The 23,570-nt window shown below is 71.0% G+C and carries 22 protein-coding genes; 5 read left to right on the plus strand and 17 right to left on the minus strand.

All coding sequences use genetic code 11. From position 1 onward, the window contains the following. Positions 1–23: 23 nt before the first annotated feature. Positions 24–1,817, minus strand: a complete 1,794-nt coding sequence (locus OHA25_RS45950; RefSeq protein ID WP_327583167.1) for a peptidoglycan D,D-transpeptidase FtsI family protein — start codon at positions 1,815–1,817, stop codon at positions 24–26. A gap of 99 nt (positions 1,818–1,916) precedes the next feature. Here OHA25_RS45950 and OHA25_RS45955 point away from each other — a divergent pair, with 99 nt between their 5' ends. Then, entirely contained in the window at positions 1,917–2,756 is an 840-nt protein-coding gene (locus tag OHA25_RS45955) for a hypothetical protein (RefSeq protein ID WP_327583168.1), read from the plus strand. A gap of 5 nt (positions 2,757–2,761) precedes the next feature. Here the strand turns inward: OHA25_RS45955 and OHA25_RS45960 are convergent, their stop codons facing one another. The 3 genes from OHA25_RS45960 to mraZ all read right to left on the minus strand — a co-directional run bounded on the left by OHA25_RS45960 (position 2,762) and on the right by mraZ (position 4,894). Then, on the minus strand, positions 2,762–3,286 hold the full coding sequence (locus tag OHA25_RS45960) for a hypothetical protein (protein WP_305920020.1): 525 nt from the start codon (positions 3,284–3,286) through the stop codon (positions 2,762–2,764). Next, positions 3,276–4,241: a 16S rRNA (cytosine(1402)-N(4))-methyltransferase RsmH gene (gene rsmH / locus OHA25_RS45965; protein ID WP_327583169.1), complete on the minus strand. Its 966-nt coding sequence runs from the start codon at positions 4,239–4,241 to the stop codon at positions 3,276–3,278. Before rsmH ends, OHA25_RS45960 begins: the two co-directional genes overlap by 11 nt. 221 nt (positions 4,242–4,462) lie before the next feature. After that, entirely contained in the window at positions 4,463–4,894 is a 432-nt protein-coding gene (mraZ, locus tag OHA25_RS45970) for a division/cell wall cluster transcriptional repressor MraZ (RefSeq protein WP_305920018.1), read from the minus strand. Between the two features lie 464 nt (positions 4,895–5,358). Here mraZ and OHA25_RS45975 point away from each other — a divergent pair, with 464 nt between their 5' ends. The 3 genes from OHA25_RS45975 to OHA25_RS45985 all read left to right on the plus strand — a co-directional run bounded on the left by OHA25_RS45975 (position 5,359) and on the right by OHA25_RS45985 (position 10,197). Then, positions 5,359–6,336 carry an AAA family ATPase gene (locus tag OHA25_RS45975; RefSeq protein ID WP_305920017.1) on the plus strand — a complete coding sequence of 326 codons (978 nt, stop codon included), beginning with the start codon at positions 5,359–5,361 and terminating at the stop codon, positions 6,334–6,336. A 142-nt stretch (positions 6,337–6,478) separates the two neighbouring features. Next, complete coding sequence (locus OHA25_RS45980) at positions 6,479–7,741, plus strand: DUF58 domain-containing protein (RefSeq protein ID WP_327583170.1); 1,263 nt, start codon at positions 6,479–6,481, stop codon at positions 7,739–7,741. Next, positions 7,738–10,197 (plus strand): transglutaminase family protein, encoded by a 2,460-nt coding sequence (locus OHA25_RS45985; protein ID WP_327583171.1) that lies wholly within the window; start codon positions 7,738–7,740, stop codon positions 10,195–10,197. The genes OHA25_RS45980 and OHA25_RS45985 overlap by 4 nt, the downstream gene beginning before the upstream one ends. A gap of 240 nt (positions 10,198–10,437) precedes the next feature. On the opposite strand, the gene OHA25_RS45990 is transcribed toward OHA25_RS45985, so the two are convergent. The 8 genes from OHA25_RS45990 to OHA25_RS46025 all read right to left on the minus strand — a co-directional run bounded on the left by OHA25_RS45990 (position 10,438) and on the right by OHA25_RS46025 (position 18,429). After that, complete coding sequence (locus tag OHA25_RS45990) at positions 10,438–10,845, minus strand: DUF3040 domain-containing protein (RefSeq protein ID WP_305920066.1); 408 nt, start codon at positions 10,843–10,845, stop codon at positions 10,438–10,440. 228 nt (positions 10,846–11,073) lie between these two features. After that, entirely contained in the window at positions 11,074–12,315 is a 1,242-nt protein-coding gene (gene dinB / locus OHA25_RS45995) for a DNA polymerase IV (RefSeq protein ID WP_327583172.1), read from the minus strand. 40 nt (positions 12,316–12,355) lie between these two features. Further along, on the minus strand, positions 12,356–13,075 hold the full coding sequence (locus OHA25_RS46000; protein WP_327583173.1) for a methyltransferase domain-containing protein: 720 nt from the start codon (positions 13,073–13,075) through the stop codon (positions 12,356–12,358). A gap of 449 nt (positions 13,076–13,524) precedes the next feature. After that, positions 13,525–13,935, minus strand: coding sequence for a transcription antitermination factor NusB (gene nusB / locus OHA25_RS46005; protein WP_138667324.1), 411 nt, complete (start codon positions 13,933–13,935; stop codon positions 13,525–13,527). 1 nt (position 13,936) lies between these two features. After that, positions 13,937–14,497: an elongation factor P gene (gene efp / locus OHA25_RS46010; protein WP_327583174.1), complete on the minus strand. Its 561-nt coding sequence runs from the start codon at positions 14,495–14,497 to the stop codon at positions 13,937–13,939. Between the two features lie 26 nt (positions 14,498–14,523). Further along, on the minus strand, positions 14,524–15,561 hold the full coding sequence (locus OHA25_RS46015) for a M24 family metallopeptidase (RefSeq protein WP_327583175.1): 1,038 nt from the start codon (positions 15,559–15,561) through the stop codon (positions 14,524–14,526). A 32-nt stretch (positions 15,562–15,593) separates the two neighbouring features. After that, positions 15,594–17,300 (minus strand): serine/threonine-protein kinase, encoded by a 1,707-nt coding sequence (locus OHA25_RS46020; protein WP_327583176.1) that lies wholly within the window; start codon positions 17,298–17,300, stop codon positions 15,594–15,596. Positions 17,301–17,388: 88 nt separating this feature from the next. Then, the gene (locus tag OHA25_RS46025; RefSeq protein ID WP_327583177.1) at positions 17,389–18,429 is read right to left on the minus strand and encodes an LLM class F420-dependent oxidoreductase; all 1,041 of its coding nucleotides are present in this window, start codon (positions 18,427–18,429) and stop codon (positions 17,389–17,391) included. A gap of 94 nt (positions 18,430–18,523) precedes the next feature. On the opposite strand from OHA25_RS46025, the gene OHA25_RS46030 reads away from it, so the two are divergent. Then, entirely contained in the window at positions 18,524–19,411 is an 888-nt protein-coding gene (locus OHA25_RS46030) for an endonuclease/exonuclease/phosphatase family protein (protein WP_327583178.1), read from the plus strand. Here OHA25_RS46030 and OHA25_RS46035 read toward each other — a convergent pair. From OHA25_RS46035 to OHA25_RS46055, 5 genes are all read right to left on the minus strand, one after another. After that, complete coding sequence (locus tag OHA25_RS46035) at positions 19,397–19,963, minus strand: nucleotidyltransferase family protein (protein WP_327583179.1); 567 nt, start codon at positions 19,961–19,963, stop codon at positions 19,397–19,399. The two genes, OHA25_RS46030 and OHA25_RS46035, sit on opposite strands and share 15 nt — an antisense overlap. Next, the gene (locus tag OHA25_RS46040; RefSeq protein WP_305920006.1) at positions 19,960–21,063 is read right to left on the minus strand and encodes an XdhC family protein; all 1,104 of its coding nucleotides are present in this window, start codon (positions 21,061–21,063) and stop codon (positions 19,960–19,962) included. The genes OHA25_RS46035 and OHA25_RS46040 overlap by 4 nt, the downstream gene beginning before the upstream one ends. Next, positions 21,056–22,129: a vWA domain-containing protein gene (locus OHA25_RS46045; RefSeq protein WP_327583180.1), complete on the minus strand. Its 1,074-nt coding sequence runs from the start codon at positions 22,127–22,129 to the stop codon at positions 21,056–21,058. Before OHA25_RS46045 ends, OHA25_RS46040 begins: the two co-directional genes overlap by 8 nt. 4 nt (positions 22,130–22,133) lie before the next feature. Further along, positions 22,134–23,000 carry an AAA family ATPase gene (locus OHA25_RS46050; RefSeq protein ID WP_327583181.1) on the minus strand — a complete coding sequence of 289 codons (867 nt, stop codon included), beginning with the start codon at positions 22,998–23,000 and terminating at the stop codon, positions 22,134–22,136. A gap of 111 nt (positions 23,001–23,111) precedes the next feature. Next, on the minus strand, positions 23,112–23,564 hold the full coding sequence (locus OHA25_RS46055; protein WP_327583182.1) for a PH domain-containing protein: 453 nt from the start codon (positions 23,562–23,564) through the stop codon (positions 23,112–23,114). Between the last annotated feature and the right edge of the window lie 6 nt (positions 23,565–23,570).

The raw sequence follows: 23,570 nt of genomic DNA on the forward strand, positions 1-23,570 counted from the left end.
CGGCGGCAGCGTACCTTCCCTGGTCACTGTCCGGCGCCCGTACGCACCGGCGGCACGACGGAGCCTGTGGGAGGAATCTTCTTGCTCTTGATGGCGAACGTCATCACATCCTTGAACACGGGGGCCGCCAGCTGCCCGCCGAAGTGGCCGTTCTTCGGGTTTTGCAGCACCGACAGCACCACCAGCCTGGGCTTGTCCGCCGGGCTGAACCCGGCGAAGGAGGCAGTGTAGCCGTCGTAGCGGCCGAGCTCGGCGTCGTAGCGGTTGGCCGTGCCCGTCTTGCCCGCCACCCGGTAGCCGGGAATGGCGGCCAGCTGGCCGGTGCCCTCCTCGCCCACCGCGCCCTCCAGCATCGTCGTGATCTCTTTGGCCGTCGTCTCGCTCACCACTCTGGTCTGCTTACCAGCGGGAGCGGGCACGAACCTCCCCTCGCCGTCCGTGGTCCCCGCGACGATCTGCGGCTCGACCTTGACGCCGCCGTTGGCGATGGTCTGGTAGACGCTGGCCATCTGCAACGCCGTCACCGACACACCCTGACCGTAGGCGACGGTGCAGCTCTGGCTGCCGGACCATTTCCTGTAGTCGGGCAGCAGGCCGGCCTCGGCGCCTGGCACGCCGCCGCCCGGCTCGGCGCCGAAGCCGAAGGCCTTCAGCATCTGGTACAGGCGCGCGCTGCCGACCTTCCGCGCCGCCATGATCGTGGCCACGTTGCTGGACTGGGCCATGGCCTGGCGGAACGTCATCGACTCCGCCTTGTGCGCATGGGCGTCACGCAGGACCTGGTCGGCGCACCTGATCCGGTCGGGCACGTGGAACACGGTGCCGGGGGACACCGCACGGGCCTCGAGCGCGGCGGCGGCGGTGATCACCTTGTTGGTGCTGCCGGGCTCGAACACGTCGGCGGCGGCCTTGTTGATCTGGCTGGACTGGGGGGCCTTGCGCCAGTTGTTCAGGTCGAGCTCGGGGGCGTTGGCCATGGCGACGATCTGGGCCGTCCGGACGTCCATGACGATCACGGTGCCGCTGTCCGCGCCGGCCTTCTGGACCTGCTCGCCGATCGACTTCTGGGCGGCCCACTGGATGTCGCGGTCGATGGTCAGCCGGATGTCCCGGCCGTCCTCGGGGGCGGTGCGCTGGCTGCTGGTCATCGGAATGCGCTGGCCGTCGCGGCCGGTCTCCACCCGCTGCTCGCCGTCGCGGCCGCCCAGGAGCGTGTTCTTGGTCCGCTCGAGGCCGGCCAGGCCGGTGCCCTCGTCCCCGACGAAGCCGACGAGGCTGCCCGCGAGATCGCCCGCCGGGTAGAGCCTGCGGTAGGTCTTCTTGGCCGACAACGCCGGCACGCCCGCCTGCAGCAGGCGGGTGGCCACGACAGGGTCGACGTCGGTGGCCAGGCGCTGGTAGCGGGTGTCCGTTCTGGCCAGTTTGGCAGCGATGTCCTGCTCGCTCTTGCCGAGCTGCCTGGCCAGGATCGTGGCGATCTTCCCGCGCACGTCGGCGCTGATCTTGGACGGGTCGATCGACAGCTCTCGGGCCTCGATGGTCACGGCCAGGTCGTGGCCGTTGACGTCGGTGATCGAGCCGCGCTTGGCGGGGATGGTCTCGGTGTGCTGGCGCTGATCCGCGGCGGCGGCCTCGTAGACCTTGGAGTCCAGGCCCTGCATCTGGATCAGCCGGCCCGCGAAGATCGATAGCACGAACGTCATGCCGATGAGGCCGATGTTGATGCGCCTGCGCGGGCTGCCCAGCCGCAGCACCAGCGGCGGCCTGGGCGGGCGCGGCGGCGTGGGGGGGCGCCGGGGCCCTCGGGGTGGCGGCACGTCTCCGCCGCGACGCGCCGCCACCCGCTCACGGCCCCGCACCTGCTCGGACCGGGAACCCCCGGTCTGCGTCCGGCGCAGCGGCCCGTCTCCATCTCCATGCCTGTCACGGCCCCGCAGGTCGTCCTCACGCCTGTCGCGACCGCGCAGGTCGTCCTCACGCCGCTCCCGCTGCCGGAGGCCGTCGTCCTGCGGGGACCGGCTCCGCGGACCGTCGCCCTGCCGGGACCGGCGCGCCTGGGGACCGCGCGCCGCGGCGTCGGACGGGCCGCCGTCCCCGCGCACGCGCTCGTCCCGCCCTTGAACGCGGCCCCGGAGCCGGTCGTCCCGCCCTGGGGAGGGACGCCGTGGACGGTCGCCGCCGTCGCGGCCCTGAGCGACGCGGCCCTTCGCGGGGTCGGCTTCGTCGCGCGGACGCCTGCGGACGCCTGCGTCGTCGTCGGCGCCGTCCCGGCGAGCGCGGCTGCCATCGTCCTGGGCGCTGAGGCGATCGTCGTCCCGCCGGACGCGCGCAGGCCTGTCGTTCCTGGAACGGTCGCTGGAACGGTCGGCCCTGGAACGGTCGGCCCCGGAACGGTCGGCGCGGTCCTGCCGGCTCCGGTCGGAGCCGCCCGAACGGGGGCGCTCGGCGTCGGAGCGGCGGGCGCCGCCGGACTCTCCCGGCGTGTCGGCCGGGTCCTGCGGGGGACGCCCGCGAGCGTCGTCGTCGTGCCCGAACGGCAGGTCGAGGGGATCGGACCGCTTGCGTGGCCGGCGCGGCGGGTTCTCCGGCGGCGGCGGGCTGCCCGCGCCGTCAGAACGGGCCCCGTCAGAACGGGCAGGGCCCCCTTGGCGCCCTGGCCGTCCCGGGCCGCCCGGCGTACGACGAGCGGCGCCGGGCCCTCCTTGAGAGCCGGCGCCGCCAGCGCCGCGGCCGGGACCCTGCCCCCTGCCGCCTGAGTCCCTCACCGCTCCGTGTCCACCCGGCCGACCCGGTCACCGGCGCTGGTCCAGCCGTTGACGTTGTCCCAGTCGGGCTGCTGCCCCTGCTGCTCGGCCAGCTTGGCGATCGCTTCGGGCTGCGTCTTGAGCTGGTATTCCTGCTCGAGCTTCTCGTTCTCCCGCCGCGCCACCGCGATCTCCTCGCGCAGCGTCGCGTCGGTGATGGTGTCCTTGGCCAGCATGGTGTTGAGCAACAGCAGGCTGACCAGGCCGCCGGACATGAGCCCGACGACGAGCAGCACGAACGGCGTGCGCTGGCGGCGCGCGGATGGGCGCCGCGGCACGGCACGGGCGCCCGCCCGCGTCTCGCGGCGGCCGGCGTCGGTGCGCGTCCGCTCGGCGTCCGGCGCCGTCCCGCCGGTCTCGGGGCGCGTGTCAGGACGGGGCCGCGGCTTGGACTGGTGCGGCGCCGCGTACCGGCGCGTGCCCGTCTTGGGCACCGCGCGACGGACGGCCGTACCCCGGCCGGTCTCCTGCTCAGTGGTCAACACGGATCCTCTCTGCCGCCCGTAGCCGGGCCGAGGCCGCCCGTGGGTTGCGGGCGAGCTCTTCTTCGCTTGGGAGCTCTGCTCCCCTCGTCAGCATGCGGAACCTGGGCTGATGAGCCTCCAGCGGGACGGGCAGCCCGGGAGGACTGGTGTCCCTGGTTCGCGCCGTGAGGGCCTGCTTGGTGAGCCGGTCCTCGAGTGAGTGGTAGGAGAGCACGACGACTCGCCCACCCAGCGCGAGCGCGTCGAGTGCCGCGGGAAGCGCCGCCTCCAGGGCGGTCAGCTCCGCGTTCACCTCGATGCGCAGCGCCTGAAAAGTCCTCTTGGCGGGGTTTCCCCCGGTGCGCCGAGTAGCGGCGGGAATCGCCTCGCGAACGATGTCCGCTAGCCGCTTCGTCGAGGTTATTGCCTCTTTAGCCCGTTCCTTAATGATCAGGCCCGCGACACGCGGAGCAAATCGCTCCTCGCCGTAGTCGCGCAGAATGCGGGTCAACTCGGCGGCGGAGTAGGTGTTGACCACCGTTTCCGCCGTCAGCTCCTGCGAGGTGTCCATCCGCATGTCGAGAGGCGCGTCGTAGGAATAGGCGAACCCGCGCTCGGCCTCGTCCAGCTGCGGCGAGGAGACCCCCAGGTCGAACAGCGCTCCGTCGATCGTGGTGCGCCCCGCGTGGGCAAGCACCTCGTCCAGGTCGCCGGAGGAGGCGTGGACCAGGGTGATCCGATCTGCGTACGGGCTCAGCCTGCGGGTCGAGAACTCGATCGCGAATGGGTCGCGGTCGATCCCGATCAGGTGGAGCGCCGGGTAGGCGGCGAGCAGGGCCTCCGAGTGGCCGCCGAGGCCGAGGTTGGCGTCGACGACGACCGGAGCCGGTCCGGACAGCGCGGGACCGAGCAGCTCCAGAACGCGCTCGAGCATCACCGGAACGTGACCGCCGGTGCCGACGTTGTCGTCCATCTCCAAACCCCCCTCTCGCGCCCTTGCTCGCGGATGACGCGTTTATCGGTCGATCGTGGTCATTCCTGGGTCCCCACCCGGCGCCGCCCGGCCAGGTCCCCATCCGCACCCTCTTCGTGGACGTCTGCCCTCTGACACCGGGGAAGGTGCATCAGTTGGCGGACAGTGGTTGCGGGTGGAGACCTCGCCGAACGACATCACCGACGGATCGACCGTGACTCCTACAAGATCCCTGGCAGCACCTCCTCCGACAGATCGGCGAACGCCTGCTCCTGGTCACTGAGATAGGTGTCCCAGGCCCCCGCGTCCCAGATCTCCAGCCGGGTGTTGGCCCCGATGACAACGCAGTCACGCTCCAGACCGGCGTATTGACGCAGGCCCTGCGGGATCGTGATGCGTCCTTGTTTGTCTGGCTTCTCGTCGGACGCGCTGGCGAAGAAGACGCGGCTGTAGTCACGCACCGCCTTGGCGGTGACCGGGGCGGTGCTGAGAGCCTCGGTAATGCGCTGGAACTCCTCCACAGGAAAGACGTAGAGGCATCGCTCCTGGCCTTTGGTGATCACAAGACCCTCCGCCAGCTCCTCACGGTACTTAGCCGGCAGGAACAGCCGTCCCTTGTCGTCGAGACGCGGTTGATGGGTGCCGAGGAACACCGGCCCCACCTCCCGTGCCTTGCGAAGCGCTCAGCGCTGGTGCACCGGGCTCTCCACTGCGCACCACCATACTCCACTTCTCCCCACCGTCAACTGATTCGAACCGTCTTCATCACTCGTTTCCGTTGCGTTACCGCAGGTCAGGGCAATGGAGCCGGGTGGAGCGCGGTGGCCGCGCGGTCAACCCTCATGGGCGTGTCGAGGGTTCAAAAGATCGAAGAAATAGGGGGCGAGACCCTTCGCGATGGTCGGGGTGGGGGAAAGTGGGGCGGTTCGAGGGTGCTCTGTCACGGGATTCGCACCGCCATGCGACAAGAACGGGATCATCGCCCAGGTTCCCTGGAATATCTACAAATGTCGCTCGAGAACCCACAGCGTCGTAGGGTCGTAACCACAATGAAAAGGAATGGCATGGCTCCCGCAAAGCACCCCGGGACAGCCGTCGCACTTCTCATGGAGGCCTGGTGGCAGTAACCCATGACGTCCCTCCCCAGCTCGACGAGCTGGTCACCACAGCCCACCGGATCCGGGAAGCGATCGAATCGGTGATCGAGGGCAAGAGTGACGCCGTCCGCCTCACGCTGACCGTCTTGCTCGCCGAGGGCCACCTCCTGATCGAGGACGTCCCAGGAGTGGGCAAGACCATGCTGGCCAAGGCGCTGGCTCGTTCCATCGACTGTCCCGTCCGCCGGGTTCAGTTCACCCCCGACCTGCTGCCGAGCGACATCACCGGCGTGAGCGCGTACAACCAGCAGACCCGGGAGTTCGAGTTCAAGCCGGGACCCGTCTTCGCCAACATCGTCGTCGGCGACGAGATCAACCGCGCCTCCCCCAAGACCCAGTCCGCGCTGCTGGAGTGCATGGAGGAGCACCAGGTCACGGTGGACGGGGTGACGTACGAGCTCGACGCGCCGTTCATGGTGATCGCCACCCAGAACCCGATCGAGATGGAGGGCACCTATCCCCTCCCCGAGGCGCAGCGTGACCGCTTCACCGCCAGGGTCGCCATGGGCTACCCCGAACCGACGGCCGAGCTGGAGATGCTCGACGTGCACGGCGGCACCTCGCCGCTGGACAAGCTGCAGCCGGTGGCCAAGACGTCGGAGGTGCGCGCGCTGATCGAGGCCGTACGCGGCGTCTACGTCTCGCAGGCGGTCAAGAAATACGCCATCGACCTGGTCGTGGCCACCCGCCACTCCCCCGACCTGCGCCTGGGCGCCTCACCCCGGTCCACGCTGCAGCTGGTCAGGGCGGCCAGGGCGCACGCGGCACTGGCGGGACGCGACTACGTCATCCCGGACGATCTGCAAGACCTGGCCGTTCCGGTGCTGGCGCACCGGCTGCTGCCCAGCGTCGAGGCCCAGGGCCAGCGCCGCCTGCCCGAGCAGGTGGTGACCGATCTGATCAGGCGCGTGCCGGTGCCGGAGACCCGGGGCCGTTGATGGATCCGCAGCGAAGCGAGGACATCCATCAACGGCACGGGTTGCCAAGGGCGCTGCTGGATCCGCAGCGAAGCGAGGACATCCATCAACGGCACGGGTTGCCAAGGGCGCTGCTGGATCCGCACGGGTTGAGTGAGGCGCTGTGAGGGCCGGACTGCGGGCGCTGACCAGCAGGGGCAGGTCGTTCCTCGCCTCCGGGATCGCGGCGCTGCTGATGGCGCTCTTCCTGGGTGAGAACGACCTGTTCAGGATCGGGGTGTTGGTGACGGCGCTGCCGCTGCTGGCCGCGCTGGTGGTGGCGCGGACCCGCTACCGGCTCAGCTGTGCCAGGCGGCTCGACCCGCCCAGGGCCGAGGTGGGTGGCGAGGCCACCGTGACCCTGCGGCTGGAGAACGTCACCAGGCTGCCGACCGGCCTGCTGCTCATCGAGGACACCGTCCCGTACGCGCTGGGCGTCCGCCCCAGGTTCGTGCTCGACCGGGTCGAGCCGCGCGGCGTGCGGGAGATCGACTATCGGGTGCGCTCCGACCTGCGGGGCCGTTACACGATCGGGCCGCTGTCGATCCGCATCGCCGACCCGTTCGGGCTGGTGGAGCTGACCCGCTCGTTCACGATCAGCGACACGCTCGTGGTGACGCCGCATGTGGCGGCGCTGCCGCACGTACGGCTGTCGGGCGAGTGGACGGGCGGCGGCGACAGCCGTACCAGGAGCGTGGCGGCCGCGGGCGACGACGACGTGGCGCCGCGCGAGTACCGGCAGGGCGATGACCTGCGGCGGGTCCACTGGCGCTCGACGGCCCGCCATGGCGAGCTGATGGTGCGCCGCGAGGAGCAGCAGTGGCAGAGCCGCGGCGCGCTCCTGCTCGACACCCGCAGGCATGCGCACCGCGGCGAGGGGCCGCGCTCGTCGTTCGAGGTGGCGGTCTCGGCCGCGGCCTCCATCGGCGTGCATCTCGCCCGCGAGGGCCTCGGCCTGCGGCTGGTGACCGACCAGGGCGCCGAGCACCTGACGGACACCGGCCTGAGCCATTCGCTGCTCGACACCCTCGCCGTGGTACGGCACAGCCCGGCCCGCTCCCTGGAGATGGGCGTGTCCGCCCTGCGTCAGGGCGGCGGCGACGGGCTGATCGTGGCCGTGCTCGGCGCGCTGGACGCGGAGGAGGCAAGGGAACTGGCCAGGTTGCGGCACAGCGGCATCACCGGGGTGGCGGTCCTGCTCGACGTGGGCACGTGGGACGGCGGCGACGCGGAGACGGCGGACGATCATCAGGCCGCGCAGACCGTGCTGGCCGGGTACGGCTGGCGCATCGTCCGGCTGCCCGCGGGCACCTCGATCGCATCGGTCTGGCAGGACGCCGCCAACCGCGGCAGGTACGCGGTCAACCCCGCGGGAGGTGCGGCATGAGGCTGACGATCGCCTCGGGCGTGGCCGCGTTCGCCGCGGCCATGCTGCTCTATCCGCTCTTCGAGGGCGGGACGTGGTTCTGGGCCTCGCTGGGCGCCGTGCTCGCTGTGGTGGCGGCGGGACTGGTGAGCAGCCGGCTGTCGCTGCCGGCGTGGGCCGCGACGCTCCTGGGCGTGGCCGCGACGTGGATCTACCTGACCGCGTCGTTCGCCGCCGAGGAGGCCTGGGCGGTGTTCGTGCCGACCAGGGGGTCGGTGGTGGAACTGGGCCGGCTGCTCGGCGTCGGGTGGGCCGACATCCAGCGGTTCGCCGCGCCCGTGCCCCCGACGGAAGGCATCACGCTGCTGACCGCCGGCGGGGTGGCGCTCATCGCGATCATCGTGGATCTGTTCGCCGCGCGGCTGCGGCGGGCGGCACTGGCCGGGCTGCCGCTGCTGGCGCTGGCGACGGTCCCGGCGACGATCCTGCCCGATCCGATCAGCTGGCCGGCGTTCATCATCGCCGCGCTCGGCTTCGTCGGTCTGCTGATCGCCGACGGGCGTGAGCGGGTGGGCCATTGGGGCCGGGCGGTGCTGGTGCGCCGCACGCGCCTGGCGGCGCGGCCGGCCACGAGTCCATCCGCGAGAGGCCCGCAGGCCTCCGCCGACACCAGTGGCTTGCGGGTGTCGGGCAAGCGCATCGGATTCGCCGCGATCGCGCTGGCCGTGCTGGTGCCGGCCCTGCTGCCGACGATGGAGCCGGTGTCGTTCTTCCAGTTCGGCGTGGGCGGCAGCGGCACGGGCGGCCGGGGCAACTCGATCAGCATCCCCAACCCGATCGCCAACCTGAAGGGGCAGCTGGACCTGCCGGAGCGACGGACGGTCCTCACCTACGCCAACAACGACGACAAGCCGCGCTACCTGCGGATCTACGCGCTGGACACGTTCGACGGCCAGCAGTTCGGCATGACGGAGCCGAAGGGGTCTCCCGACAACAGGACGGACAACGGCCCCCTGCCGCCGCCGCCCGGGCTGACCGGGAATCCGAAGATCAACAGCGTGCTGACGAACATTCAGATCAGCGACGAGATCGCGGAGTTGAAGTTCCTGCCGCTGCCGTACCCGCCCAGGCAGATCCAGGTGGACGGCGACTGGCGCGCCGACGTCAGCTCGCTGATGGTCTTCTCCGCCCGCGACGAGGCCGCCGGACTGGAGTACGACGTGGCCACCAGCGAGCCGGAGCCGACCGCCGACCTGCTGGAGTCGCTGAACGGCAACCAGGAGGCGGTGGACCAGCGCTATCTGAGGCTGCCCGACGACCTGCCTCCCGACATCAGAGAGCTGGCCGACAGGGAGACCGCGAATGCCACGTCGGATTACGACGCGGCGGTGAAGCTCCAGCAGTTCTTCACCAAGACCGGCGGTTTCACCTACACGCTGCGCACGCAGGGGCACAGCACCTCGGCGCTGCGGGACTTCCTGCTCCAGACCCGGGCGGGTTACTGCGAGCAGTTCGCGGTGTCGATGGCGGTGCTGTCCAGGCTGGTCGGCATCCCGTCCCGGGTGGTGATCGGCTACACGGGCGGCACGAAGATCGGCAATCGGTGGGAGGTCAGCACGACCGACTCCCACTCCTGGCCCGAGCTGTACTTCGAGGGCGTGGGCTGGTTGCCGTTCGAGCCGACTCCGGCCGGGGCGCTCGGCCAGGGCAGCGCGCGGGTGCCCGCGTACACGCAGCCCGCGCCCCGCCCCACGGACTCCTCCGCGGCGCCGACGCCAGGGGCCACCGGTTCCTCGGCCGCCGACGAGCCGGTCGACCCGCAGGCGCGGCAGAACCCCCGCGCGCTCGACCGGGAGAGCCAGCTCATCCCCGGCGCCCTGCCCACGGAGGAGTCGATGCCGCTGATCGCCCAGATCGGCATCGCAGCCCTGGCGCTGCTCCTCATCCTGCTGATCCCCGCGGGCATGCGGCTGATCACCAGGAACCGGCGCGTGCGCACACTGGGCTGGAAGGTGTCGCAACCGTCGGACGAGCTGACTGCCAGGATCGTGTCGGGTGAGGGGGCCGCGGGCCGGCATCCGTCGGTGGGCGCGGCCTGGGCCGAGCTGGACGACATCCTGTACGACTACGGCATGGGCCGCCAGACCAGCGAGACCCCGCGGGCGCTCGCGCGGCGGCTGACCCAGCAGTACGAGTTCGACGCCGCCTCTGCGGCGGCCGTGTCCGCCATCGCCTCGGCGGTCGAGCGGGTGTTGTTCGCCAGGGACCCCGGCCGGATCGGGCCCATGAAGAAGGACCTGCGTACGGTGCGGCAGGCTCTGGCGGCCACGGTGTCACGCGGGCGGCGGGTGCGGGCGGTGCTGATGCCTCCGTCGGCGTTGCGCCGGCTGCGGGGCTTCGGCGAGCGCCTGCTGGACGGGTTCGACCTGCTGGAGACCATCAGGCTGCGGCGTACGGCGGCCCAGAAGGGCTCCTGAGGGACGCAAAGACGGAGCGTGCGGCCCATCCCCATGAGGGGACGGACCGCACGCTCCGTCGTTTTGGGACCGTCGCTTCCGGGGAGATCGCCTCAGGGATGGGAACGCGACGCGTAGGCCTTTCCCTGGACGGCTAGCTTCGGCGTCGCGGGGCGTTGTTAGACCCAGGCACGCCGGCCTGGTGTCCCGCCGGGTGGGCGGGATGCCGTCGTGGCCGGGCCGACCGCGGGAACGGCTCGCTCAGCGCTCGTCGTGACGACGGCGCCAGCGCTCTTCCATGCGCTCCATGAAGCTGCCCCGGTTGCCCCGGCGCGCCTGCTTGCCCGGTGGCACGGCCGGGCCGGAGGACGGGGCCGAGTCACCGAACCCGTTCATGCGTTTCCAACTGGACAGGCCCCACAGACACGCGGCGAGCATGACCACGAAACCGCCGACGCCGAGCGGGATCAGAGCGCTGCCGCTCGACACCACGCCGACCATCATGATGACGACGCCGAGAGCAAAGCCGATGGAGGCCCTGATCAGGCGACGCTTGTAATGGCTGCGCGGGTCACTGATCCTTACGGTGTTGGCCCACTTCGGGTCCTCGGCGTAGAGGGCCTGCTCGATCTGGTCGAGCAAGCGCTGCTCGTGCTCAGAGAGCGGCACGGCGCCTCCCAAGGACAGCCCCAGGACGGGGAAGACGGCAACGGACGACACGGGGTGTCCGAACCTCGCGGTCGGTTATCCCCAGAATACGAGGCTGTAGACGTAGGCGAAAGCAAACGTCCAACGCAGACCAAACCGGAGGTGACGTCATGGCTCCATTGTGGCCCATCTCGCCCCCCTTCCCCCAAAATCGTGACACCGACGCGCCACAGAGTCCGGACATCAGCGTTATGTCTCTATTTCATCAAGCTTGCCACGTACGAGCGATGCTGGGACCACCGCATCGGGACCGAATCTTCGAATCGCCTTGTCCATGGCCTGCTCGGCCTCACGCCAGCCGGTCTCCCGCTCGCCCAGACCCAGCTGCCGGGTGGCCTCCTCGGCGGGTCGCAGGTTTTCCATCCTGACCCCCACCAGGCGCAGCCGCACCCGCTCCAGGCCCGCGGCCCGGTAGAGCTCGCAGGCCGTGGTGTAAATCACCTGGGCCACATCGGTGGCCTCACGCAGCGTGCGCGAGCGGGTGATCGTGGTGAAATCGGCTCGGCGAAGCTTCACACTTACAGTTCTTCCCACGTGTCCGGCCTTACGCATCCTGGCGGCCACCCGCTCGGACAGGCGCAGCAGCTCCCGTCTGATCACCTCGGGGTCGTCGACGTCGGTGGCGAACGTCTCCTCGTTGCCGATGCTCTTGTCGGGCACGTGGGCGCTCACCGGCCGCTCGTCGCGTCCCCAGGCCAGCGCCGCCAGATGGCCGCCCGCGGCCTGCCCCAGTTCGCGCTGGAGCGTCGTGGGAGGCACTCTGGCCAGATCGCCCACAGTGCGGATGCCGAGGCGTACGAGGGACTGCTCGGTGCGCTCGCCGACGCCCCACAGGGCCGACACGGGCAGCGGATGGAGGAAGTCCACGACCTGATCGGCGGGCACCACCAGCAACCCGTCCGGCTTGCACTGCTTGGAGGCGAGCTTGGCGACGAATTTGCTGCTGGCCACGCCCACGGAGCACGTGATGCCGTAGCGGTCGAGGACCTGCTCCCTGATCATGGCGGCGACGGCCGCGGGCGAGCCGAGCCGCCGCCTGGCGCCGCCGACGTCGAGGAACGCCTCGTCGGAGGCGATGGGCTCGACCAGCGGGGTGATCGAGTGGAAGATCTCCATGACGCCCTTGGAGACCTCGGAGTATTTGCCGTGGCTGGGCGGGATGATCGTGGCCTGGGGGCACAGCCGGCGCGCCCTGCTCATCGGCATCGCGGAGTGCACCCCGAAGGCCCTGGCCTCGTAGGTGGCGCTGAGCACGACGCCGCGCCCGGCGGGCGAGCCCACGATCACCGGGTGGCCGCGCAGCTCCGGGCGCTCGAGCAGCTCGACGCTGGCGAAGAAGGCGTCCATGTCGACGTGCAGGATCGGGCAGCCGCTGTCATCGACCCCGGTCCGCGGAGCGGGGCCGATGCCGGTGATCTGCTTGCGAGACACGCCGCCGATTCTATCCGAACATGAGTTCGATAACGAGGGCTCAGGCCCGGTGTCCGAGAACGTGCAGCTGTGTGGCGATGTCCCTGAGCACGGGATGGGTCGCGGCGGCCTGCTCCAGCGCCACGAGGGCCTCGGCGGCGCCGGGCTCACCGTCCACGAGCCTGCTCGGCACCAGGTCGGCGAAGACCCGCACCCCGTGGATGGCGCCGACGGCGAACCCGGTCGCGGTCATCAGCTCCACGAGCGTCTCCGCGCTGAAACGCCGGGGCGTCGGGTCTCGGTCGCCCCAGCTGCCGACGGGGTCGTCCAGCACCGCCCGAGCCTCGTCGAAGTGGCCGACGAGCGCCCGGTGGATGGCGCTGGCGACCGGGTTGGCGGCCAGCACGCTCACCGCGCCGCCCCTGCGCAGCACGCCCGCGACGGCGGTCAGCGCGCTGATCGGGTCCTCGACGTATTCCAGCACGCTATGGCACAGCACCAGGTCGGCGCTGTCGCGGTGGAGCAGCTCGCCCAGGTCGTCGGCGTCGCCCTGCAGGGCGCTGACGCCCACGCCCCTCTCCTTGGCCCGGCGCTCCAGCGCGGCCAGCGAGTCAGGGCTCGGATCGACGACGGTGACGGTGTGGCCCAATGCGGCCAGCGGCACGGCGAACCCGCCGGTGCCGCCGCCGGCGTCGACGATGTCGAGCCCTTCGCGGCCCGTGGCCGCCGTCCGCTCGGCCAGCACCGACCGCAGCGCGTCCCAGACGACGGCGGTCCGCACCGCCGGAGTCCTCGTGACGCCTTCAGCACGCAACGTCGGCTCGCCTCCCTCTCCCCGCGAACTGCTTCTTCGCGCACGGCTGCTTCGTGTCCTCAGCGGACGGGCCCAGCCTACGCCGTGCACGTGATCGCCCGCTCCCCACCGGCGGCAACCGAGACGCACGGGGAACGGCGGTGCCGCGGGGGAGACGCCTCTTCCGGCATCCTGGCGAACCGCTTGTGCGCACGCAGAAGGCGGGGCACCAACAGAAAAGAGGCGCGTCGCGGCTGGTGACGCGCCACTTCTCCGCACGGGCGCGGGCGCCCGCATCACACGGCCAGGCTCCGCCGTGACGGCGCCGGACGCCTGACCGCGTGACGGTACACGTCCCTCGCCTGCGCGAGCCGTGTGCGGCCGGCGTGGTTGGAACGTACCCCGAACACGCGGCCCTGGCCCGCGGAAAAAGCTGTCTAAAGGGTGAGGCTTGGCTTGAGTTGCTTGAAGCGCGCCAGCAGACCGTTGACGAACTGCGGGGACTCGTCGGTCGAGAGCTCCCCGGCCAGGTGCACCCACTCGCTGATGACCACGCCCTCGGGCACGTCGGGCATCCACAGCAGCTCATAGGTGCCGCCGCGCAGCAGGTTGCGGTCGACCGCGGGCATGCGGTCGAGCGTCCAGCCCTCTGCATAGGTGGTGATCAGCTCGTCGATGCGCGCGTGGTGCCTGGCGACGCCCTCGACGATGGTCGAGGTGTATTCGTTCACCGGGGGTTCCTGGCGCTCCACGCGCTCGGCGAGGATCTTCAGCGGATCCTCGCTGCGCAGCTCGGCCTCGAACAGGATGTCGAGCGCCCGTCTGCGTGCTTTGCCGCGTGCCGACACCTCAGGCCCGGCCGAGGTATTCGCCGCTGCGGGTGTCGATCTTGACCTTCTCGCCGGTGGTGATGAACAGCGGCACCTTGACCTCGGCGCCGGTCTCCAGCGTGGCGGGCTTGGTGCCGCCGGTGGAGCGGTCGCCCTGCAGGCCGGGCTCGGTGGTGGCGATGGTCAGCTCGACGGCCGCGGGCAGGTCCACGTAGAGCGCGGAGCCCTCGTTGAAGGCCACGGTGGCCAGCGTGTTCTCCAGCATGTAGTTGGCGGCGCTGCCGACGGTGTTGCTGGGCACGTTGACCATGTCGTAGGTCTCGGTGTCCATGAACACGAAGTCGTCGCCGTCCTTGTACGAATACTGCATCTCGCGCTTGTCGACGTTGGCCACGTCGACCTTGACGCCGGCGTTGAAGGTCTTGTCGACGACCTTGCCGGAGAGCACGTTCTTGAGCTTGGTCCGCACGAACGCGCCGCCCTTGCCCGGCTTGACGTGCTGGAACTCCACAACGGCCCAGAGCTCCCCGCCGTCGAGCTTCAGCACCATGCCGTTCTTGAGGTCGTTGGTCGTCGCCACTCGTTCTTCTCCCACATGTGGCCGCTCTAAAGGACGAGCAGCTCCTTGGTCGTCTTCGTGAAAAGTTCCGGTCCGCCCTCACGTGTCACGAGGGTGTCCTCGATGCGGACCCCTCCCCGGCCCGGAAGATAGACCCCAGGCTCGACGGTGATCGGAACTCGATCCTCTAGTCTACCGGTCCGCGAGGGGCCCAGGAACGGCTCCTCGTGGATCTCCAGGCCGACGCCGTGGCCCAGGCCGTGCCTGAAGCGGCTGCCGTAGCCCGCGTCCTGGATGACGGTGCGGGCGGCCGCGTCCACGTCCCTGGACTCGGCGCCGGGGACGAGCGCCTCCCGGCCGGCGCGCTGCGCCTGGGCGACCAGGTCGTAGATCTCGCGTTGCCAGGCGGCGGGCGGTCCGAGGCTGACGGTTCTGGTCATGTCGGCGTGGTAGCCCTGGTATCTGGCGCCGAAGTCCATGGTCACCAGGTCACCGGCGCGCAATGGCCGGTCCGTGGGGGCGTGGTGCGGGACCGCGCCGTTCTCGCCCGCGGCGATGATCGTGTCGAACGCGGGCTTGTCGGCGCCCAGCTCGGTCATGCGGTTGTCGAGGAGCCGGGCGAGGTCGCGTTCGGTGATGCCCGGGGCGATTGTCTCTGCAATATCGGCGAATGCCTGGTCAGTGATCTCGCAGGCCGTACGGAGCAGCTCCAACTCGCCGTCGTCCTTGACGGCGCGCAGCACCTCCACCACCGGGCCCAGCGGCACCAGCCCCTCACCCAGCCGCCGGTACGTGGCCACGCTCATGTTCGCCGCCTCGATCCCGGCGCCCGGCTCGGCGAGCCTGGCCGCCACGTCCGGCGCCTCGACCGCCGGCACCTCGAGGGTGCGGGCCTTGTCGATGTAGCGGTTGTCGGTCGCCAGCAGCGCCGACCCGTCGGCCCTGACGAGCACGGCCGCGTTCGAGCTGGCCAGGCCCGTGAGGTAGTGGACGTTGACCGGTGAGGTGACGAGCAGGGCGGGGACCTCGTGCCCGGTCAGCAGACCGGCGAGCCGCGCCCGGCGCGCCGGGTAGTCGAAGGTCATTGCGTCAATGTACGCGCAAGAGGCAATGATGCTCACCTGTCCGAGATGCGCCATTCGTTCATGAACTCCGCCAACGGTCCCGACGACTCCATGTCGCCCTGCTGCTGCGCCCGCCGCAGGTCCCGGTACAGGCCGGCGATCTGGTCGAGCGTCGCGCCCTGGCGCCCCTCGTCGTACTTCCTGGCCGCGTTCTGGATCTTCTCCCGAACCTTGGCGGCCACCTCGGGGTTGATCCCGCCGGAGTTCTCCTGCAACGACACCGCCTCGTCGAACCTCTCCAGCCACGTGCCCCACCCGCCCGGTGGTACCTGGGGTCCCAGGGTGGCCTTGGGAGGCGCCGACTCGCCGGACTGGTCGAGGTCCGGCAGGATCGTGGCCACCACTCCCGGGGACGGAACGCCGGTCGGCGACTCGGTGACCGGCTCCGGCGTCTGCGTGGGCGTCTGGCTGGGCGCGAACGTGGTGGGCGTGGCGCTCGGCGTGGTCACCGCCACGGGTTCCCGGCGTGCCCCGGCCCACATCACCATGCCCACGGTCACCGCCACGATGGCCGCCACGGCCACGCCGAGCTGTACGAAGAGCTTGCGGTTGGACGGGGGCGCCGCCTCCAGGTCGCCGTGCTGGTAGACGGCGGTATCACCGGCCCGCGCCCCGCCGCCGGGTCCGGCCAGCTCATAGATCTCGGTGGCGCCGTGCCCCGCGGCGGCCCCTGGGTCTGCCCCCGCAGGCCCGTCACGTCGCACAGAACCCGCCGGCTCAGGTCCGCCCGCGGACCGCGCGGGCGCGGTCACCACGCCGTCGCGGAAGGCGGCGCCGGTGACGGGTGTGGCGCCGGCGACCGGCGTCGCGCCGGGGTTGGCGCGCGGCCGGGCGATGGCGGCCAGCGACCGGCGGATCGCCTCGCCGCTGGACGGCCGTGCCGCCGGATCCTCGGCGATCATGGCCAGCACCAGCCGGTCCAGCTCGGCGGGCACCTCGGCCCGGTGCGCGCTGGGCGGCACGGGCTCAGCACGTGCCTGAGCCTCAGCCTCAGCGTCGACCTCGGCCTCGGCTTCGGCTTCGGCTTCGACCTCGACCTCGGAAGAAGCGCCATCGGCCTCTCCGGCGTGCTCGTGGGAGGCGGCGCGCCCCCGCCCCTCGAAGGGCGGGCGGCCGCAGAGCAGCTCGTAGCAGACGCACCCGAGCGCGTACACGTCCCCGGAGGCCTGCGCCTTGCCCCCGGCGGCCCGCTCGGGCGCCGCGTACCGGCCGTCGATCGCCGACGGCTCCTGATCATCGAGCCCGAACCCGACGACCTTGAGGACCCCGCTCCCGGCCCGCCGGAAACTGTCAGGATCGATCTCCCCGTGCATCACCCCGGCCCGATGCGCGGCGTCGAGCCCCGCCGCCGCCTGCCCGATGAGGTCGCACACGTCGACGATCTTCATGGGTCCGCCGGCGGCCAGTTCCTCGCCCAGGCTGAGCCCGGTGAGATACTCCATCACCAGGAACGGGGTCCCGTCGCGCTCGCCGACGTCCAGCACCATGGCCACGTTCGGATGGATCACCTTGGCCACGGCCTGGGCGTGCCGTCTGAGCCGCTCCCGCGTGGCGGCCTCCGCCGCCTTGGCACCGAGCAACTTCACGGCCACGACCCAGTCGGCCCGCGTGTCGTACCCCCGCCACACCTCGCCCGTGGGCCCGCTGCCGATGAGCTCGTCCAGCCGGTACCGGCCGGCGACCGGCGTCGCGTCGGACATATCCCCGCCAATAACTCGAACATCAGGATTTCCGACCCACGATAGGGCCACCCAGCCCCCTTCGCCTCCTCATGGGCTCGTTCGCCCCCTACCCGGCGATCTCCTTGATCGTCTCGATCAGCCGCACCCGGTCCTCGTGCGTCCGGCCGAGCGGCGTCACGTTGAGCGTGGTCACCCCCGACTCCTTCAGCGCCTGCACCCGGTCGCGCACGAAGGCCTCGCTGCCGATCAGCGACATCTTCTCCAGCAGCTCGCCCGGCACCAGCGCGGCCGCCTCGTCCTTCTTGCCCTGGAGGTAGAGGTCCTGGATCTGCTCGGCCTCCTTCTCGTAGCCGTAGCGCCTGGCCAGGTCGTTGTAGAAGTTCTTGCCCTTGGCGCCCATGCCGCCGATGTAGAGGGCCGCCATCGGCCGCCCGAACTCCAGCAGTCCCGCTGCGTCGTCGCCGATCGCCAGCGACGCCTGCGCGATCACGTCCAGCTCGCCCAGCTCGGGATCCCGCTTGGCCTGGCCCGCGGCCAGCGACGGGCCCCACACCTCGCCGGCCTTCTCCGGCACATAGAAGATCGGCTCCCAGCCCTCGGCCAGCTCGGCGGCCAGCTCGACGTTCTTGGGCCCGATGGCGGCGACCACGATGGGGATGCGGGGGCGTACCGGATGGTTGATGATCTTGAGGGCTTTGCCGAGGCCCGTGCCCTGGTCCGGCGGGAGCGGCACCGTGTAGTGCTTGCCCTCGTGCTCCAGCCGCTCGCGCCGCCACACCTTGCGGCAGATCTCGATGACCTCCCTGGTACGCCCGAGCGGCGCGGTGTACGGCACCCCGTGGAACCCCTCGATCACCTGCGGCCCCGACGCGCCGAGGCCGAGGGTGAAGCGGCCGTCGGAGACGTAGTCCATGCCCGCGGCCGTCATGGCCAGCAGCGTCGGCGTGCGCGAGTAGACCGGCAGGATGCCCGAGGCGATCTCCAGCCGCTCGGTCTTGGCCGCGATGTAGCCCATCTGGCTGACGGCGTCGAAGGAGTAGGCCTCGGCCACGAACACGATGTCCAGTCCGGCCTTCTCGTAGTCGGCCAGCTCGGCGACCGACTCCTTGAAGCCGCCCGAGTAGTTGAGTGCCATACCGATCCGCATGCCGGGCTCCCGATGAAACCGAATGTTGTTCCGTTCAGACCGCAACAGGCTACCGCGTCGGCGTGTCGGGCAGGGAGCCGCTAGCCTGTTTCGAGTGCTGAGACGGGTTGTGGTGGTGGTGTCGGTCGTGGTGGCCGCGACCCTGGCGGGGCACCAGCTCATCCCCGCGCTCGGCGGGTTCACGCCCGTCATGGAAAGCCTGCTGCCCTGGATCGGGCTGTCCGTGCCGCTGCTGCTCGTGGGCGCCGCGCTGGCACGTTCCACGGCGGCCGCCGTGGCTGCGCTGGTGCCCGGCGTGGTGTGGGCGGTGATGTTCGGCTCCACACTGCTCCGCACGTCCCCGGGCGGCCCGAGCGACCTGGCCGTGGGCACGGTCAACGTGGGGGTGCGCAACAGCGCCTCGGGCGAGGCCGTGCGCGCGATCGCCAAGGACCTCGACCTGCTGGCCGCCCAGGAGCTCACCGGCGGCGGACCCGCGGCCAAGCAGCTCAACAAGATGTTCAAATACCACTACCCGGTCAGCACGGTGGGCCTGTGGAGCCGCTACCCGATCAGCGAGACCAAGCCGCTGGACGTCGGCCTGGGCTGGCCGCGGGCCCTGCGTGCGGTGGTCGCCACGCCGAAGGGCAAGGTCACCGTCTACGTCATGCACCTGGCCTCGGCCCGGCCAGGGCACACCGCCTCCCGCGACGCCTCGCTCGCGCGGGCGCGCAAGCTCGTCGACGCCGACTCCAGCAAGCGGATCCTACTGCTCGGCGATCTCAACACCGCAACCACCGACCGTGGGATGCGGGGGCTGACCCCGCCGCTGACCGACGCGCAGAGCGTGGCGGGCGAGGGATTCGGCTTCACGTGGCCGGCGAGGTTCCCGGTCACGCGGCCGGATCACATCCTGTTCAAGGGCATGAAGGCGACCGAGGCGGGCGTCGCCCCGGCGACCGGCAGCGACCACCGGGCGGCGATCGCCTCATTCCGCCTGTAGCAGGCTCAGATCGGCGGGCGTGTCGATGTCGGCGGGATCGCCGTGCTCGTCGCACGGCACCTCGGTGACCAGCTCGAGGTGCGCCTTGAGGAACGGGCGGGCGCCGACGTCGCCCACGGCCCGCTCGGCCACCTCCGCGAAGTGCTCCCGGGCGATCAGCACCGGGTTCCTGCGCTTGCCCGCGTACGTGGCGACGGCCACGCCGGCGCCCGCGCCGATCAGCGCGCGCACCGCGCCCGGGCGGATCAGCGGCTGGTCGACCAGGGCGATCACGACGGCCTCCGCCTCCTCCGGCAGCGCGGCGAGGCCGACACGCAGGGAGGAGCCCATGCCCGACGCCCAGTCCGGATTGCGTACCGTGACCGCACCGCGCACCTGCACGGTGGCCGCGCCCAGCACGACCACGACCGGGTGGCAGCCGCCGTCCTCCAGCAGCCGCACGCCGCGGTCGACCAGGCGCTCGCCCGCGTACTCGACCAGCGCCTTCGGCGTGCCGAGCCGGGCCCCCTGACCGGCGGCCAGCAGCAGCCCCGCGATCTTGCCCGCTCTCATGGGGCCTCGTGATGGATGCGGCCCTCGGTGGTGGTCAGCGGCCGGCCGGTGCCACCCCAGCGCAGCTGGATCAGCTCGGCGGCGATCGACACGGCCGTCTCCTCGGGCGTGCGCGCGCCGAGGTCGAGTCCGATCGGGGACCTCAGCCTGGCCAGCTCCTCGTCGGTGAGTCCGGCCTCGCGCAGCCGGTCGAGCCGGTCCTCGTGGGTGCGGCGCGAGCCCATGGCCCCGACGTAGCCGGCGTCGGTGCGCAGCGCCACCTCCAGCAGCGGCACGTCGAACTTGGGGTCGTGGGTGAGCACGCAGATCACCGTACGCTCGTCCACCTGCACGGACGCCAGGTAGTCGTGCGGCCACTTGACCACGACCTCGTCGGCGTCAGGAAAACGCTTGGCGGTGGCGAAGATCGGCCGGGCGTCGCAGACCGTGACGTGGTAGCCGAGGAACTTGCCCACCCTGGCCACCGCGGCGGCGAAGTCGATGGCGCCGAACACCAGCATGCGCGGCGGCGGCGCGAACGAGTTCACGAACACCGCCAGGTCGTCCAGCCGGCGCTCCCCCTGCCCTCCGTAGTGGCGGATGCCGGTCAGGCCCTGGGCGAGCATGCCGCGGGCGTCGTCGTCCACGGCCTCGTCCAGGCGTTCAAGGCCGAGGCTGCCCGACGAGCGGTCCGGCCAGATGACCCTGCGGGCGCCGATCTGGCCGGGCCCCGAGACGACGGTGGCCACGGCGACTGGCTCGTGCGCCTCCACGGCCGCCACGATCTCCCCCAGTTCCGGAAATGTCTCAATCGAGATGGGTTCGACCAGGACGTCGATGATGCCGCCGCAGGTGAGCCCGACGGCGAACGCGTCGTCGTCGCTCACCCCGTACCGCTGCAGGACCGGCGCGCCGGCCACCGTGGTCACCTCTGTGGCCAGCTCGAACACCGCGCCCTCGACACACCCGCCGGACACGCTGCCGACCACCTCGTCGCCGCGCACCGCCATGGCCGCGCCCGGCGGCCGCGGCGCGCTGCTGAACGTGCTCACCACCGTCGCGAGCCCGAACGTGAGTCCCGACTTCCACCACGGCAGGATTTCCCGAAGCACGTCACGCATGGGCGAGCCTTTCGCTGAGTTCCTCGTAGGCGGCCAGGCTATGCCCGGCCACCAGGTCGTCGAGGTACGGCAGAGCGGCCCGCATGCCACCGGTCAGCGGCTGGTACTCCTCGTACCCCTTGTGCGGATTGACCCAGATCACCCGGTACGCCTGCCTGGCCAGCCTGGCCATCTGCGTGCCCAGCAGCTCCGGATCACCACGTTCCCACCCGTCCGACGCGATCACGGCGATCGCTCCTCTCGCGCTGAAACGGGTGAGGTATTCCTTGAGTTCCTCCCCCAGCCGGGTTCCGCCGCTCCAGTCCGGTACGACCTTCGACACCTCGTTGAGCGCGGTGCCCGGATCGCGGTGGCGCAACTCGGCGGTGATCGGGGTGAGCCTGGTGCCGACCGAGTAGACCTTGGTGGCCCGCGGCTCGCTCCTGACCAGCGCGTGGGCGAAGCGCAGCAGCGTCTCGGCGTACGGGGCCATGGAGCCGCTGACGTCCACGAACAACACGACCGTGCGGGGCCTGGTCGTGTGCCTCTTGTGGCGGAGCCGGGCCACCTCGCCCTTCCTGAGCGCGTCGCGGATGGTGCGGCGCTGGTCCAGGCTGCCCCGGTGCGCGCTCTCGAAACGGCGCGAACGCCGCCGCGCCCGGCCGCTGCGCAGCATGGCCAGCATCCGATGCACCTCCGCCCGCTCGGCCTCGGTCAGCCTGGCCACGTCGCGGTGGCGCAGGATCTCGGCCCGGCTGGCGGTCGCGGGCGCGGCCGTGCCGTCGTCGGCGCCGTCCTGCGCGTCCTCCCGCGTGGCCAGGTGCCTCGTGACGGTGGTCGTGCTGGTCCGCGCCATCGCCGCCCGCCGCCCGCCGAAGTAGGCGGCGAAGCATCGGTCGTACCTGGGCAGGTCGTCGGGCGTGGTGCACAACGTGAGCCGCCCGGCCCAGTAGACCTCGCCCTGGTCGGTCACGTCGAGGTGGTCGAGCGCCTGCAACATGCTCTGCGTACGGTCGTGATCGGCCCCCACCCCCGCCGCGCGCAGTGTTCTGGCGAACCCCGTCACGGTGGCGACGAGATCACCCACACAGTCACGCATGGGTGAGCAGCCCGTTGCCGAGCACGTGCGCGACGTCCTCCCGGTACTTCAACGCCGCCCCCAGCGTGGCGGCGGCCAGGCCGGGGTCGAGGTCCTTGGCCCCCAGCGTCAGCAGCGCCTCCGTCCAGTCCAGCGTCTCGGCCACCCCGGGCGGCTTGACCAGGTCGGCCTGCCGCAGCCGCTCGGCCGCCCGCGCCACCTGCATGGCCAGCGTCTCGGTGCAGTCCGGCAGCCGCCGCAGCAGGATGGCGACCTCACGGTCGAAGCTCGGGTGCTCCAGCCAGTGGTAGAGGCAGCGCCGCTTGAGCGCGTCGTGCACCTCTCGCGTCCGGTTGGAGGTCACCACGACCACCGGCGGCGTCGTCGCCCTGACCGTGCCCAGCTCCGGGATCGAGATCGTGAAGTCGGACAGCACCTCGAGCAGGAACGCCTCGAACTCGTCGTCTGCCCGGTCGATCTCGTCCACGAGCAGCACGCTCGGCTGGGTCTCGATGGCCTTGAGCAGCGGCCGTGCGATCAGGAACCGCCGGTCGTAGATCTCCCCCTCGAGCCTGCTCACGTCCGTGATCCCCGCGGCCTCCGCGGCCTTGAGGTGGAGCAGCTGCCGGGCGAAGTCCCAGTCGTACAGCGCCTGGGCGGCGTCCAGTCCCTCGTAGCACTGGAGTCTGATGAGCGGCGCCTTGAGCAGCGTCGCCAGCGTCTTGGCCAGCTCGGTCTTCCCGACGCCCGCCTCCCCTTCGAGGAACAGCGGCCGCCCCATCTTCAGCGCCAGGAAGGCGGCCGTGGCCAGCCCTTCGTCGGCCAGGTAGGCGTGCCGGTCGAGAAGCTCGATGAGCTTGTCGGGCGACTCGATGTCCATTGCCTTGATTGTCCGCCGCAGCACGCCTTCAGGCTACGTCGTCACTGGCTTTGACGATATTCCCCGCCGCAATCGATCGCTCACAGTAAGCCAAGACGCCGGTCACCATGGCTAGGTCTCGCGCGCCTCCCCGCGCTCCCGGATCAAGGCCTCCAGCTCGGCCGTGGCCCGGCGGGCGCGGGGTTTCTCCGAGCCCTGGATGCCCATGGCGCCGACGGTCCGCCCGTCCGAGAAGTCGATCCTCGGCCACGGGTCCCCGACCAGCAGCGTGACCTCCAGGATCTCCGGCCACGTATACCGATGCGTACGGACGGCGTTCACGATCGTGATGCCCTCCTCGTCGGCCTCCACCCGCACCCGCCCCAGCAAATGCAGCACAAAGGCCACCGCGCACCCGAACGCCACGAGCGCCACCCGGTCGGGCAGTTTGAACGGCTCCGCGATGAAGACGGCCATGACCACCGCCCCTAGCACGATCAGCACGGCGAAGCCGTATGCCACGATCCTCGGCCGGCGTGGACGCCAGGTGACGGGCAGGGGCGGAGACTGGACGGGCTCTGACACGAACGG

The organism is Nonomuraea sp. NBC_00507 (genome assembly GCF_036013525.1).
Taxonomy (GTDB): Bacteria; Actinomycetota; Actinomycetes; order Streptosporangiales; family Streptosporangiaceae; genus Nonomuraea.

Coding starts and splice junctions, on each gene's coding strand:
- rsmH (WP_327583169.1), bottom strand. CDS start 4,241: ATGGACGACAACGTCGGCACCGGCGGTCACGTTCCGGTGATGCTCGAG.
- OHA25_RS46025 (WP_327583177.1), bottom strand. CDS start 18,429: ATGCGGATCGGTATGGCACTCAACTACTCGGGCGGCTTCAAGGAGTCG.
- OHA25_RS46015 (WP_327583175.1), bottom strand. CDS start 15,561: ATGACCTTCGACTACCCGGCGCGCCGGGCGCGGCTCGCCGGTCTGCTG.
- OHA25_RS46020 (WP_327583176.1), bottom strand. CDS start 17,300: ATGTCCGACGCGACGCCGGTCGCCGGCCGGTACCGGCTGGACGAGCTC.
- OHA25_RS46040 (WP_305920006.1), bottom strand. CDS start 21,063: ATGCGTGACGTGCTTCGGGAAATCCTGCCGTGGTGGAAGTCGGGACTC.
- OHA25_RS45985 (WP_327583171.1), top strand. CDS start 7,738: ATGAGGCTGACGATCGCCTCGGGCGTGGCCGCGTTCGCCGCGGCCATG.
- OHA25_RS46050 (WP_327583181.1), bottom strand. CDS start 23,000: ATGGACATCGAGTCGCCCGACAAGCTCATCGAGCTTCTCGACCGGCAC.
- OHA25_RS46035 (WP_327583179.1), bottom strand. CDS start 19,963: ATGAGAGCGGGCAAGATCGCGGGGCTGCTGCTGGCCGCCGGTCAGGGG.
- OHA25_RS45955 (WP_327583168.1), top strand. CDS start 1,917: ATGCCTGTCACGGCCCCGCAGGTCGTCCTCACGCCTGTCGCGACCGCG.